At 59.9% G+C, this 13,001-nt stretch carries 12 protein-coding genes; 8 read left to right on the forward strand and 4 right to left on the reverse strand.

Annotated features, from left to right (window positions below; genetic code table 11):
* Positions 1-77: 77 nt before the first annotated feature.
* From ehuA to ehuB, 4 genes are all read right to left on the reverse strand, one after another.
* Complete coding sequence (gene ehuA, locus ACW9HW_RS24910; RefSeq protein ID WP_095193284.1) at positions 78-872, reverse strand: ectoine/hydroxyectoine ABC transporter ATP-binding protein EhuA; 795 nt, start codon at positions 870-872, stop codon at positions 78-80.
* An 83-nt stretch (positions 873-955) separates the two neighbouring features.
* Complete coding sequence (ehuD, locus tag ACW9HW_RS24915; RefSeq protein ID WP_095192961.1) at positions 956-1,615, reverse strand: ectoine/hydroxyectoine ABC transporter permease subunit EhuD; 660 nt, start codon at positions 1,613-1,615, stop codon at positions 956-958.
* Positions 1,612-2,271 carry an ectoine/hydroxyectoine ABC transporter permease subunit EhuC gene (ehuC, locus tag ACW9HW_RS24920; protein WP_095192962.1) on the reverse strand — a complete coding sequence of 220 codons (660 nt, stop codon included), beginning with the start codon at positions 2,269-2,271 and terminating at the stop codon, positions 1,612-1,614. The genes ehuD and ehuC overlap by 4 nt, the downstream gene beginning before the upstream one ends.
* Positions 2,272-2,340: 69 nt before the next feature.
* Positions 2,341-3,198, reverse strand: coding sequence for an ectoine/hydroxyectoine ABC transporter substrate-binding protein EhuB (ehuB, locus tag ACW9HW_RS24925; protein ID WP_095192963.1), 858 nt, complete (start codon positions 3,196-3,198; stop codon positions 2,341-2,343).
* A 291-nt stretch (positions 3,199-3,489) separates the two neighbouring features.
* Between ehuB and ehuR the strand changes: the two genes are divergently transcribed.
* The 8 genes from ehuR (at position 3,490) to ACW9HW_RS24965 (ending at position 12,889) form a co-directional block, all read left to right on the forward strand.
* A complete protein-coding gene (gene ehuR / locus ACW9HW_RS24930; RefSeq protein ID WP_095192964.1) occupies positions 3,490-4,884 on the forward strand; it encodes a MocR-like ectoine utilization transcription factor EhuR in 1,395 nt (464 codons plus the stop codon).
* A 106-nt stretch (positions 4,885-4,990) separates the two neighbouring features.
* Positions 4,991-5,962: a hydroxyectoine utilization dehydratase EutB gene (gene eutB / locus ACW9HW_RS24935; RefSeq protein ID WP_095192965.1), complete on the forward strand. Its 972-nt coding sequence runs from the start codon at positions 4,991-4,993 to the stop codon at positions 5,960-5,962.
* Between the two features lie 35 nt (positions 5,963-5,997).
* Positions 5,998-6,990, forward strand: coding sequence for an ectoine utilization protein EutC (gene eutC, locus ACW9HW_RS24940; RefSeq protein WP_095192966.1), 993 nt, complete (start codon positions 5,998-6,000; stop codon positions 6,988-6,990).
* Positions 6,991-7,046: 56 nt separating this feature from the next.
* Positions 7,047-8,237: an ectoine hydrolase DoeA gene (doeA, locus tag ACW9HW_RS24945; protein WP_095192967.1), complete on the forward strand. Its 1,191-nt coding sequence runs from the start codon at positions 7,047-7,049 to the stop codon at positions 8,235-8,237.
* 3 nt (positions 8,238-8,240) lie between these two features.
* The gene (doeB, locus tag ACW9HW_RS24950; protein WP_457402023.1) at positions 8,241-9,242 is read left to right on the forward strand and encodes a N(2)-acetyl-L-2,4-diaminobutanoate deacetylase DoeB; all 1,002 of its coding nucleotides are present in this window, start codon (positions 8,241-8,243) and stop codon (positions 9,240-9,242) included.
* A 151-nt stretch (positions 9,243-9,393) separates the two neighbouring features.
* The gene (locus tag ACW9HW_RS24955) at positions 9,394-9,873 is read left to right on the forward strand and encodes an Lrp/AsnC family transcriptional regulator (RefSeq protein WP_095192969.1); all 480 of its coding nucleotides are present in this window, start codon (positions 9,394-9,396) and stop codon (positions 9,871-9,873) included.
* 134 nt (positions 9,874-10,007) lie between these two features.
* Positions 10,008-11,480 carry an NAD-dependent succinate-semialdehyde dehydrogenase gene (locus ACW9HW_RS24960; RefSeq protein WP_457402024.1) on the forward strand — a complete coding sequence of 491 codons (1,473 nt, stop codon included), beginning with the start codon at positions 10,008-10,010 and terminating at the stop codon, positions 11,478-11,480.
* A gap of 23 nt (positions 11,481-11,503) precedes the next feature.
* A complete protein-coding gene (locus tag ACW9HW_RS24965; RefSeq protein ID WP_457402026.1) occupies positions 11,504-12,889 on the forward strand; it encodes an aminotransferase in 1,386 nt (461 codons plus the stop codon).
* Positions 12,890-13,001 lie beyond the last annotated feature (112 nt).

The following is a 13,001-nucleotide window of genomic DNA, read 5'->3' on the forward strand; positions in this document are numbered from 1 at the left end:
AGTCGACATGAATGTTGTCTGACGCACCGCTTTCGCGAGCCGGCTCGCTCCCACATTGGTATCTGGTTTTCGCCTTTTCAGTTAGCCTCTTTCACTGCGCTGAGAAACGCGCAGGTACGCTCCTGTTGAGGGTGTTCGAAGATTTGTGCAGGTGTGCCCTGTTCATGGATCTGTCCTTTGTAAAAGAAGCACACCCGATCGGCGAACTCCCGGGCGAACCCCATCTGGTGCGTCACCATCAACATGGTCAGGTTGTGTTCGGCACCGAGTCTGCGGATGACGTTGAGTACTTCGCCGCACAATTCCGGGTCAAGTGCCGAGGTCACTTCATCGAACAGCATGACTTTGGGGCGCATGGCCAATGCTCTTGCAATCGCCACCCGTTGTTGCTGCCCCCCGGATAACTGTGAAGGGTAGTGCCCCAGTTTGCTGCCCAGCCCCACCATCTCCAGCAGATCGGCCGCTCGTTCGCGCGCTTCGGCGGGCTTCATGCCCAGCACCTGCACCGGTGCTTCGATGACGTTTTGCAGCGCCGTCATGTGCGGGAACAGGTTGAAGCTTTGAAACACCATGCCGATCTTGCCGCGCACGCGACGGATGTGCCGGTCATTGGCCGGTACCAGCACGCCGTTGCGATTGGGCATGTGTGTCAGCAGGTCATCATCGATGCGGATCAAGCCGTCATCGATACCTTCGAGAGTCATCAACACCCGCAATAACGTGGATTTCCCCGAACCGCTGGGGCCGATGATCGCGACCTTTTCGCCTGGCGTGACATCCAGATTCAAATGGTCGAGTACCGTGAAATTGCCGTAGCTCTTGGTGACGTCCTGAAAGCTGACAATCGGCTTGACCGGGTTGGGTGTCTGCATGGCCGTGGCCGTGGCCTCCTGCGGATGCAGCGGTGTCAGGTTGCCGTGCCGGGAAAGGTCGTTGGATGTCGAGAGTGGAGAGGTCATTTGCGTAGCTCCAGGCGCAGTTCAAGGCGCCGTACCAGATAAGCCAAGGCGATGCTCAGGGCGAGGAAAAACAGACCGACCATGGTGATGGGCTCCAGGTAACGGAAGTTTTCGGAGCCGATGTTCTTGGCCTGTTGCATGATTTCCACCACGGTGATGGCCGACAGCACCGGCGTGTCCTTGAGCATCGCCACCAGATAGTTGCCCAGCGGCGGCAGGATGGGGCGCAGGGCCTGGGGCAGGATGATGTTGCGGTAGGCGTTGTACGGTGCGATGTTGAGTGCCGTAACGGCCTCCCATTGCGCCCGGGGTACGGCGTCGAGGCCTCCTCGATAAACCTCGGCGATGTAGCAGGCGTAATGCACACCGATGCCGATGATGCCCACCTGCATGGCGGTCATGCTCACACCGTAATTGGGCAGCACGTAATAGAGGAAATACACCTGGATCAGCAGCGGCGTGCTGCGAATGAACTCGATCACCCCGGCGGTTGGCCATGACAGCCACAACGTGCGGCTGCGTCGGCCAATGGCCAGGAACAGCCCGAGCACAATGGCGATCAGGAAGCCGATCAGGGTAATCCCCACGGTATTGAGCGATGCGCGCAGCAAATCGGGAAGGATCTGCCAGGCATAGGTCCAGTCGAACAGGGTCATGACAATCCTCCACGCATCCGACCGCGCGCCAGGCGCCGCTCAATGCCTCGCATCCCGATATTGATCGCCTGGGCAAGGACGAAATACATCACCAGCGCCAGACTGAAGATTTCCAGGGTCTGGAACGTCGCCTGATCCAGTTGCCGAGCCCGAAAGCTGAGATCGGACAAGGTGATCAGCGACACCAGCGAGGTGTTCTTCAACAATTCGATCAACAGGTTGGTGCCCGGTGGAATCGCCGCCAACAACGCCTGGGGCAGAATGATTCGGCGAAAGCGCTTGTAGCCACTGAAGTTCAATGCGGTCGCCGCCTCGTACTGCCCCTTTGCCACCGAGCTGATCGCGCCGCGCATCACTTCGGCGCCGTACGCGCCGATGTGCAGGCCGAGACCGACAATGGCCACGCTGTACGGACTCAGTTCCAGGTTGAACGGCGGCAACGGCAACACGAAAAACAGCCAGAACAACTGCACCAGCAGCGACGTGCCGCGGAACACCTCGATGTAGGCAATGGAAAACCAGCTCAGGGGACGCCATGGCGACATGCGCCCGAGCGCTGCGAGAATCGCCGCGACAATCGCCAGTATCGAGCCGAAGAACGTCACCTGGAGGGTTACCCAGGCGCCTTGTATCAATAACGGAAGTAATTCACCCATGGTTCACACCTGGCCATCCGGATTAAGCAGGGAAATAGGCATCGCACCGTGGCGCCATGCCTGTTTCGACTATTGAGCGCAGAGCTCGGCAGCCGTTTTGCTTGTCACGTTGGATTTGTCGAAGCCGAACGGTGCGACCGTTTTCAGGTGTTCTTCAGAGCCCAGCCACTTTTTCAGTTCGGCGTTCACCGCGTCACGCAGGTCCTTGTCTTCCGGGCGGAAGGCGAGGGCGCCGTAACCGGTGTGCGACGGGTCGTCCTTGAACTCGACAACCGCCTGGACCTTGTCGCCACCCTTGGCGGCCAGGCCTTTCATGGTCAGTTGAGTGCCCACCGCCGCATCGGCGCGGCCGGCGCGCACGGCTTGCAATTGAGCGGTGGTGTCCGGCACCTGGAGGATTTGTGCATCCTTCACACCGGAATCCCGTGCATATTTCAGGTTGACCGTGCCGGCCATGATCGCCAGCTTCACATCCGGGTTTTTGGCGATGTCTTCATAACTGTGCAGGTTCTTCGGGTTGCCCTTGGCGGTCAGCAATGCATCCGGTAACTGGTACTGCGGATCCGTGAACAACACCTGTTTGCAGCGTTCCGGGGTGATGTACATGCCTGCGGCAATCACGTCGAAACGACCGGCACGCAGACCCGGGATCAACGAGCCCCATTCGGTCAGAACGCCGTCGACTTCCTTGATACCCATTTTGGCGAAGATAGCTTTTGCGATTTCCGGCGATTCACCGGTCACGCGACCATCGGTTTCGGTAAAAGCGAACGGGGTTTCGTTGGCATAGCCGATACGGATGCTGCTTTTCTGTTTGATGGTTTCCAGCGTAGTGGCGGCGTGGGCACTGGCGGCCAGGCCCAGCATCGCGCAAGCCACGAACAGGCGGCGTAAAACATGGGGAGTGCCGGGAAAGGAATTGCTCATCGATAAAATCTCCTGTTTCTTGTGGACCCGTCGTTGGACGGCTCTGTGGTAGGAGGCAGTGTGACAAGAGCAAAGCGTACGAGAGCCGTTTCCTGTTGAGCCGAAGCTTGGGGGCACAGTTCCGGTACAGATCGATTGGTTGTTGTTGGAGGCTGGACAAGTAGCCTGTGCATCGACCTTGGACCGAGCATACAAAAGCCCTGTGCAACATTGCATTGCACTAGGACAATTGCTTTGCACGGATTCTCGCGGGATGCTGTCGGCACTGGCATGCACGCGGGTTTAGCGCCGATGGACAAGTGGAAAGCAGCACTGGAAATCGCCCGTAGCGGCGAGTCCAAATACAAGATTCTGGTACAGGCGATTGCCGACGATATCGAGCAGGGTGTCCTGGCCAACGATCAGCGTCTGCCACCGCAACGCAATGTTGCCGACGCCATGGGCATCAGCGTGCAGACGGTGACCAATGCCTATAAGGAGCTGGAGCGTCAGGGCCTGGTGCGTTGCGAAGTGGGGCGTGGCAGCTTCGTGTCGCGACGCATGAGCGATCGCGTCGCTACCTACATTCTCGACAGCCCCGAGCGGGCACTGGTGGATTTCTCCATCACCCGGATCATGCACACCCGCGAGCATGACCAGTTTTGGCGCGAGACCTGCCGCGAGTTGAGTACCGAAGAGGATCAACCGTGGATTCACGCCTTTCGCCCGATCGCCGGTTTCGAATCACACCGTGAGGCGGCGATGCACTGGATCGGGCGCCAGGGCCTGAAGGTCGAGCGTGATGACATCCTGATCACCAATGGCGCGGCCCATGGCATTTTCCTTGCGCTGGCTTCGCTGGCCGGCCCCGACGATGTGGTGCTGTGTGAAGGGGTCACCGATCACGGTGTCATTGGTAATTCCCAGGTACTGGGCTTCACGCTCAAAGGCCTGGAGATGGATCGTCATGGTATTGATCCGGAACATTTCGAAGACATGTGCAGCAATGAACGCATCACTGCACTGGTCTGTACGCCGAACCTGAACAATCCGACCACCAGCCTGATGCCGGACAGCCGCCGGCGCGAAATTGCCGACATTGCCCGGCGTTTCGGTGTGCATATCATCGAGGACGACGTATACGGCCCGCTGCTGGATGAGCGTCGTGCCCCGCCGATCAGTCACTACCTGCCGGAGCTGTCGTTCTATTGCACCAGCATGACCAAATCGGTGCTGACCGGCCTGCGCATCGGTTATCTGGTGATGCCCAAGCGGCTGGCCTTGCGCACTGAAAGCATATTGCGGGTCAACAGCTGGATGGCCACGCCGATGGTGTCGGAAATTGCAGCTCGCTGGATACGCGATGGTCGCGCCGACACGCTGGTGGGCTTGCAACGCAAGCTATTGGGTGGACGCCAGGCGATGGTCAGCGAATACCTGGGCGAATACCTGCTTGGCCAGCATCCTCATGCATTGAATGCCTGGATCGGGATACCGCCGCATTGGGAGCTCGACAGCCTGGTGCGGGCGCTGCGCCACAAACATATTGCAGTCACTTCACCCGACCCGTTTACGGTACGCGGTACACCTCGGCCCCGGGCGGTCCGTGTGTGTGTCGGCGCTGAATGCAGCGATCAGGAGATGCGTGAAGCGTTAATGGGCATGCGCGAGATCTTCGGCCAGTACCCGCAAATCCATGATTTCTGACCAGGGAAAGCGCCCCCAAAAGTTTGTCGACTAAATTGCCCTAGTACATTCATCGCGACAATCGAGCTCTCTTAGACTGCGCCCAACACTTCAGTGGGATGCGGTCATGTCAGCGCTGCAACTAAACGATATCTATCTGGCCCGCCAACGCATTGAGTCGCTGGTGCGGCGCACTCCCATGGAATATTCGCCCAGTCTGTCCCAGCGAGTGGGAGTGGCGGTTTATCTCAAGCTCGAATCCCAACAAATCACCGGCAGTTTCAAATTGCGCGGCGCGAGCAATGCGGTGGCGCAACTCGGTGTCGAAGAGAAGGCGCGTGGCGTGGTGGCGGCGTCGACCGGCAACCACGGCCGTGCCTTGGCGTACGCCGCATCACGGCAAGGCGTGAAAGCGACCATATGCCTGTCGCACCGGGTGCCGGCCAACAAGGTCCAGGCCATTCGCGATCTCGGTGCCCAAGTGTGCATCGTCGGTCAATCCCAGGATGACGCCCAGCGCGAAGCCGAGCGGATTGCCCGTGAGCAAGGCGCAACGCTGCTACCGCCGTTCGATCACCCGGCAATCATCGCCGGTCAGGGCACCCTCGGCCTGGAAATCCTTGAACAGCAACCGGACGTCGCCCAAGTACTGGTGCCGTTGTCCGGTGGCGGTCTGTTTGCTGGCGTAGCGTTGGCGATCAAACGGGCCAACCCGCAGATTGTCACCCACGGCATCAGCATGCAGCGTGGCGCGGCAATGCACGCCAGCCTGGCGGCTGGGCACCCGCTGGAAGTCGAAGAATTGCCGACCCTGGCCGATTCCCTCGGTGGCGGGATTGGCCTGGATAACCATTACACCTTCCACATGACCCGTGACCTTTGCGATCAATTGCACCTGCTCAGCGAAACCTCAATCGCCGACGCCCTGCGCCACGCCTACCGCGAAGAGCGGTTGGTGCTGGAGGGCGCGGCGGCGGTCGGGATTGCCGCGTTGCTCGATGGCCTGATCGAGCCGCGCGGACCGATTGTGGTGGTGGTCAGCGGGCGCAACGTCGATATCGATCAGCACTTGCGCGTCCTCGCCGGCGCGGATGCGTGAAACCAACAATAACGACTGAACGGAGTGCCGCGTTGATGAGTGAAGTCACCCTATTGAGCGAAACGGATCTGCGCGCTTGCGTGACGCTGGATCTGCCGAGTATCGAAGCCATCGAACAGGCCTTTGTGCTGCTGAACACGGCTGCGGTGGCGATGCCGCCGATCCTGCGTCTGGACATCCCCGAGCACAACGGCGAAGTGGACGTGAAAACCGCATATCTACCAGGTCTGGAGCGTTTTGCGATCAAGGTCAGCCCGGGTTTTTTCGACAATCCGAAACTCGGGCTGCCGAGCCTCAACGGCATGATGATGCTGCTCTCGGCACGCACCGGACTGCTGGATGCCTTGCTGCTGGACAATGGCTACCTGACTGCCGTTCGCACCGCGGCGGCGGGAGCGGTGGCGGCGCGTGCGCTATCGCGGGTCGACAGCCGCAGCGTGGCGCTGATCGGTGCCGGGGAACAAGCGGCATTGCAACTTCAGGCGTTGCGACTGGTGCGACCGATTACCCAAGTTCGTGTCTGGGCGCGTGACGGTGCCAAGGCTGAAGCGTTCTGTATCGAACTGGCCCGCGACACCGGTCTGGCGGTGATGCCTTGCGCGAGCATCGACGAGGCCATGGCCGATGTGGACATCGCGATCACATGCACTCCAAGTCGCGAGCCGCTCATAGATGTACGTCACTTGCATCCCGGTTTGCACATTACCGCCATGGGGTCGGACGCAGAACACAAGAATGAAATCTCCCCCCAGGTCCTGGCGCAAGTCGATCGCTACGTGGCCGATCGACTGAGCCAGACCCGCATTCTCGGTGAACTGCACCATGCCCTCGTGGCAGGAGCCATCACCGACGAATCGAACTTCGCAGAGCTGGGTCAGGTACTGGCGGGCCGGCGTCCCGGTCGCAGCGACCCTGCGCAAGTCACCCTGTGCGACCTCACCGGCACCGGCGCCCAGGATACGGCCATGGCCAACCTGGCGTTCGAGCGCGCGCGTTCGGCGGGCAAGGGATTGCAGTTCGCGAGTTAAACAGTTTTTTCATCCGTGCGTCATTTATCACGCTTGATCTCTAAGAGGGCAGATGCATGTCTCAGATAGTCGTCAATCTTCCGTTCGAACGGGAGGAATACGCTCAGCGTCTGGCAAAGGTGCGAGTGGCCATGCAGGCGCAGGGCATCGAGTTGTTGCTGGTCACCGACCCCTCGAATATGGCGTGGCTGACCGGCTATGACGGTTGGTCGTTCTACGTCCACCAATGCGTGCTGCTTGCCCTTGACGGCGAGCCGGTGTGGTTCGGTCGCGGGCAGGATGCCAACGGCGCCAAACGCACGGTATTCATGCAGCAGGAAAATATCGTCGGTTACCCGGACATCTACGTGCAGTCCCGGGAACGTCACCCGATGGACTACCTGTCGCGGGAGGTCATCACGGCCCGCGGCTGGGGTGCACTGACCCTCGGCGTGGAAATGGACAACTATTACTTCAGCGCCGCAGCCTACCTGTCACTGCAGAAAAACCTGCCCAAGGCCAAACTGATCGACGCGGTCGGGCTGGTGAACTGGCAGCGGGCGGTCAAGTCCCCTCAAGAAATCGCCTACATGCGCATCGCCGCGCGCATCGTCGAAAACATGCATGGGCGAATCCTCGAACGGATCGAACCGGGCATGCGCAAAAATGAGCTGGTGGCGGAAATCTACAGCAGTGGCATTCTCGGTGCTGACGGTCATGGCGGCGATTACCCGGCCATTGTGCCGTTACTGCCAACGGGGGCCGATGCCAGCGCACCGCACTTGACCTGGGACGATTCGCCGTTCCAGAAGGGCGCCGGCACCTTCTTTGAAATCGCTGGGTGCTACAAGCGTTATCACTGCCCGCTCTCGCGCACGGTGTACCTGGGCAAACCGCCGCAGCATTTTCTCGACGGCGAAAAAGCTGTGGTCGAAGGCATCGCCGCCGGGCTCGACGCAGCCAGACCGGGCAATACCACCGGTGACATCGCCGTGGCGTTTTTCAAGGTGCTGGAGAAATTCGGTATCCACAAGGACAGCCGTTGCGGCTATCCGATCGGGATCAGTTATCCACCGGATTGGGGCGAGCGCACCATGAGCCTGCGTCCCGGCGACACCAGCGTGTTGCAGCCTGGCATGACCTTCCACTTCATGCCGGGCCTGTGGATGGATGATTGGGGGCTGGAGATCACCGAAAGCATTCTGATCACCGAAACCGGCGTCGAAACCCTGTGCAACGTGCCACGCCAACTGTTCGTGAAGGATTGAGCCATGAACGAATTGCCTGACAACCCGATCAGCGCCACGGTGGATTTCACCCGTGAAGGCGTGCAGCACGGGTTTCTCAAATTGCCGTACTCCCGGGACGATTCGGCCTGGGGGGCGGTGATGATTCCGGTCACGGTGGTTCAGCGCGGTCAAGGACCGACCGCGCTCCTGACCGGCGGTAACCATGGTGACGAGTACGAAGGGCCGGTGGCGTTGAGCAAACTGGCCCATGGCCTGACGGCCGCGCAGGTCACTGGTCGGGTGATTATCGTGCCGTTCATGAACACTCCGGCGTTCCATGCGGGGCGCCGCACCTCACCGATCGACAAGGGCAACCTCAATCGCAGCTTTCCCGGCAAACCGGACGGCACGGTGACCGAGAAGATCGCCGATTACTTCACCCGAACGTTGTTGCCGCTGGCGGATATCGTGCTGGACATCCATTCCGGTGGCCGCACCCTGGACTTCCTGCCTTTCGCCGCCTGCCACGTGCTGCCGGATAAAAACCAGCAAGCGCAATGCGAGGCCGGCATGCGCGCGTTCAATGCGCCGTACAGCATGCGCATGCTGGAGCTGGATGCCGGAGCGATGTACGACACCGCCGCCGAGCGCCAGGGCAAGGTGTTCGTCACCACTGAATTGGGCGGTGGCGGGTCGTCGAGTGCGCACAGCGTGGCGATTGCCGAGCGCGGAGTGCGCAATTTGCTGGTGCATGCCGGGATTCTTGAGGGCGAGGTGCAGACATCAGAATCAATCATGCTCGACATGCCCGATGGCGATTGCTTCATCGCCAGTGAGCACGATGGTTTGCTGGAAATGTGCCGTGATCTGGGTGACACCGTGAGCAAGGGCGAAGTCATCGCCCGCGTTTACGACTCCACCCGCAGCGGCGTGGCTCCGGTGGAATATCGCGCGGCGCGCGGTGGCTTGTTGGCGGCACGGCATTTTCCCGGTTTGGTGCAGTGTGGCGATACCCTTGCAGTCATCGCCGATGTCCTGACCTGAGTGTTTGATCACAACCCTTGTGGGAGCGAGCCTGCTCGCGATTGCGGACTGACATACACCCGTAATGTCGACTGATGCGCCGCCTTCGCGAGCAAGCTCGCTCCCACAGGTCTCTCCCACATGGTTTCTGATCACTGGAGATCCCTGGCCCATGCATAAACTTGATCGCTATGACCTGAAAATCCTGCGGATCCTCTCCGAAGACGGGCGTATCACCAAGTCGAGCCTGGCCGAGGCCATCAACCTGTCGGTAACGCCGGCGTGGGAACGGGTACGCAAACTCGAAACCCTGGGCTTGATCAAGGGCTACAGGGCGCAGATCGACTGGAGCACCGTGTTCAAGAGTCAGCAGGTGCTGGTGGAAATCACCCTGGCCCGGCATACCGCACAGGATATGCGGCGTTTCGAACAACGCATGAACGAGGCCGTCGAAGTAGCGTTCTGTTATGCCACCGGTGGTGGTGTCGATTACATGGCAATGATCCAGTCACCGGATATCGACCATTACCAGCGCTTTATCGACCAGTTATTGCTCGACGACCTGGGCATCGAACGCTACTTCACCTACATCGTCACCAAAACCATCAAGACCGCCGGTGCCTTGCCGGCCGAACTGGCGCAAGAGTCCTGACACCTACCGCAAAAATACGTTGATTGCCCCTGTTCAATCAGAAAGAACCACCCATTGAACCCCGGCAAAACCTCAAATCCCCCGGGCCTTGCTGCCCTAGCATGGATTCACGCAAACGGATTGGAGTGAACGCCATGACTTACAAACATCCACTGCTGTTCAAGGCCCTTTGTTACGTCGATGGCCATTGGGTTCACAGCGACAGTGGACACAGCGTCGCCGTACATAACCCGGCCGACCGCAAGTTGATCGGCCATGTACCGATGCTCGACCAGCCGCAAATCGTCGCTGCCGTCGACGCCGCGCACCGCGCGTTTGCCGATTGGCGCGAACAAAGCCTGGATGCCCGCGCAGAGATTCTGCGGCGCTGGGCGGAATTGATTCTCGAGCACCAGGAAGACCTGGCACGGATTCTCAGCCTGGAACAAGGCAAGCCGCTGACCGAATCCCGGGGCGAAATTGCTTACGCGGCGAGTTTCATTCCCTGGTTCGCCGAAGAGGCACGCCGCCTGTACGGGCAGAACATTCCCAGCCATATTCCGGGCGCGCACCTGGGCACGCTCAAGGAACCGGTTGGCGTCTGCGCGCTGTTGACACCATGGAATTTTCCGTCGGCGATGATCACCCGCAAGGCGGCCGCGGCATTGGCCGCTGGTTGCACGGTTGTCATCAAACCGGCGCACGAAACGCCTTACTCGGCGTTCGCCCTGGCGCAACTGGCGGAGGAGGCGGGCTTTCCAGCCGGTGTATTCAACGTGGTGTTGGGCAATCCGCAAATGGCCATGCAAACCCTGGCACAGGACAGCCGCGTACGTTCGGTCAGTTTCACCGGTTCGACCCGCGTCGGTAAGCTGGTCCTGCAAGCGGCGGCCCAGGATGTGAAAAAGGTTTCGCTTGAACTCGGCGGTAACGCGCCGTTTATCGTTTGCGCCGACGCCGATCTTTCGCTGGCGGTGAAAGTTGCAGTGCAGGCCAAGTTCCAGACCTCCGGCCAGGATTGCTGTGCGGCCAATCGGATCATGGTCGAACGCTCGATCTATCCGCAGTTTCTCAAGCGCTTTGCTGCGGCAGTGCGTGAGTTGCGCGTCGGACCGGCGCTGGTGAACGAGCAGGAACAAAACGTCGACATCGGGCCGCTGATGCACCAGGCGGCATTCGATGTCACTGCCGAGCGTGTGGCCGATGCCCTGCAACAAGGCGCCCAACGATTGGTCGGCGGCGAGGCTCATGCCTTGGGCGGCTTGTTCTATCAACCGACAGTGCTGGCCGATGTCACACCTCAAATGCGCATCTACCGCGAAGAAAACTTCGCGCCGATTGCCGGGGTGATGCCATTCGACACCCTTGATCAAGCCGTCGAGATGGCCAATGACACCGAATACGGCTTGGCCGCCTACATTTGTTCCAATCGCCTGGACCTGATTTATCCACTGATTCGTCGTCTCGATCACGCGATGGTCGCGGTCAACGGCGTGAAGTTCACCGGCCATCCGATCCCGTTCGGTGGCATGAAAGCCTCGGGGCTGGGTCGCGAGGGCGGCTCCGAAGGCTTCGAAGCCTTTGTCGAAACCAAATACTTTTGCCTGCACCATCAAGGCCAGTTCTAAGGCCAGTTCTCAGGAGACATGCCATGAACCAAGAATTCGATACGCTGTTCGAACAAGACCGCGCGCATTTCATGCACCCTTCGACCCACGCCCACGATCACGCCAGCGGGGCGCTCAAGGGACGCATCATCAAGGGTGCCTCGGGTATCCGCATTCGCGATCATGAGGGGCGCGAGTTGATCGACGCTTTCGCCGGGCTGTATTGCGTCAACATCGGCTACGGGCGTACCGAAGTCGCCGACGCGATCTACAAGCAGGCCAAGGAGCTGGCTTACTACCACACCTATATGGGCCACTCGAGCGAAGCCATCATCGAACTGTCGAGTCGCATCATGGACTGGGCTCCTGATGGCATGAAAAAGGTCTATTACGGCCTGTCCGGTTCCGATGCCAACGAAACCCAGATCAAACTGGTGCGTTACTACAACAACGTGCTGGGGCGGCCGCAAAAGAAGAAAATCATCTCCCGCGACCGCGGTTATCACGGCTCGGGCATCATGACCGGCAGCCTGACCGGTCTGCCGAGCTTTCACCAGCATTTCGACCTGCCGGCCGAAGGCATCAAGCACACCGTGTGCCCACACTGGTATCGGAAGGCGCCGACCGGCATGGATGAAACGGCGTTCGTGCGCTACTGCGCCGACGAACTGGAAAAAATGATCGTTGCCGAAGGCCCGGACACTGTTGCCGCGTTCATTGGCGAGCCGTTGATGGGCACCGGCGGCATCATCGTACCTCCGGCCGGTTATTGGGCGGCGATCCAGGCAGTCCTGAACAAATACGACGTGCTTCTGATCGCCGATGAAGTGGTCTGCGCCTTCGGTCGGCTGGGTTCGAAGATGGGCAGTCAGCGCTACGGCATGCGTCCGGACCTGATCACCACAGCCAAAGGCCTGACCAGTGCCTATGCACCGTTGTCGGCGGTGATCGTCGGCGAAAAAGTCTGGGACGTGATCGAAAAAGCCTCCCAATCCCAAGGGGCGATGGGCCACGGCTGGACTTATTCGGGTCATCCGATCTGCGCGGCGGCTGCGTTGGCCAACCTCGATATCCTTGAGCGGGAAAACCTGACCGAGAATGCCGAGAAGGTCGGCAGCTATCTCAATCGTCGACTGCGCGAAACCCTCGAAGGGCATCCGTTGGTGGGCGAAGTGCGCGGTGACGGCATGCTGGCAGCGGTCGAGTTCATGGCTGATCGCGAGCAACGCACCCCGTTCGATGCGGCATTGAAGGTTGGGCCGAAAGTTTCGGCAGCGTGCCTTGAGCGCGGCATGATTGCCCGGGCGATGCCCCATGGCGACATACTCGGTTTCGCTCCGCCGCTGATCCTCACCGAAGCGGAGGCGGATCTGATTGTCGATATCACCAAGGGGGCGATTGATCAGGTAGCGAGTGAAGTGTTGAGTTAATACCTGAGCCAAACTGACAGGTCCGCCAGATCCTTTATCGATCGGGCGGGCTTTTTGTGTCGTTTGTTCGGGCCTCTTCGCGAGCAGGCTCGCTCCCACAGTTGAAATGCAG

This window comes from Pseudomonas sp. SDO5532_S415 (assembly GCF_054071155.1).

Bases quoted from the DNA above. Each gene is read 5' to 3' on its own strand.
- ehuA (WP_095193284.1), bottom strand. From the start codon at position 872: ATGCAGACACCCAACCCGGTCAAGCCGATTGTCAGCTTTCAGGACGTC.
- ehuD (WP_095192961.1), bottom strand. From the start codon at position 1,615: ATGACCCTGTTCGACTGGACCTATGCCTGGCAGATCCTTCCCGATTTG.
- ehuC (WP_095192962.1), bottom strand. From the start codon at position 2,271: ATGGGTGAATTACTTCCGTTATTGATACAAGGCGCCTGGGTAACCCTC.
- ehuB (WP_095192963.1), bottom strand. From the start codon at position 3,198: ATGAGCAATTCCTTTCCCGGCACTCCCCATGTTTTACGCCGCCTGTTC.
- ehuR (WP_095192964.1), top strand. From the start codon at position 3,490: ATGGACAAGTGGAAAGCAGCACTGGAAATCGCCCGTAGCGGCGAGTCC.
- eutB (WP_095192965.1), top strand. From the start codon at position 4,991: ATGTCAGCGCTGCAACTAAACGATATCTATCTGGCCCGCCAACGCATT.
- eutC (WP_095192966.1), top strand. From the start codon at position 5,998: ATGAGTGAAGTCACCCTATTGAGCGAAACGGATCTGCGCGCTTGCGTG.
- doeA (WP_095192967.1), top strand. From the start codon at position 7,047: ATGTCTCAGATAGTCGTCAATCTTCCGTTCGAACGGGAGGAATACGCT.
- doeB (WP_457402023.1), top strand. From the start codon at position 8,241: ATGAACGAATTGCCTGACAACCCGATCAGCGCCACGGTGGATTTCACC.
- ACW9HW_RS24955 (WP_095192969.1), top strand. From the start codon at position 9,394: ATGCATAAACTTGATCGCTATGACCTGAAAATCCTGCGGATCCTCTCC.
- ACW9HW_RS24960 (WP_457402024.1), top strand. From the start codon at position 10,008: ATGACTTACAAACATCCACTGCTGTTCAAGGCCCTTTGTTACGTCGAT.
- ACW9HW_RS24965 (WP_457402026.1), top strand. From the start codon at position 11,504: ATGAACCAAGAATTCGATACGCTGTTCGAACAAGACCGCGCGCATTTC.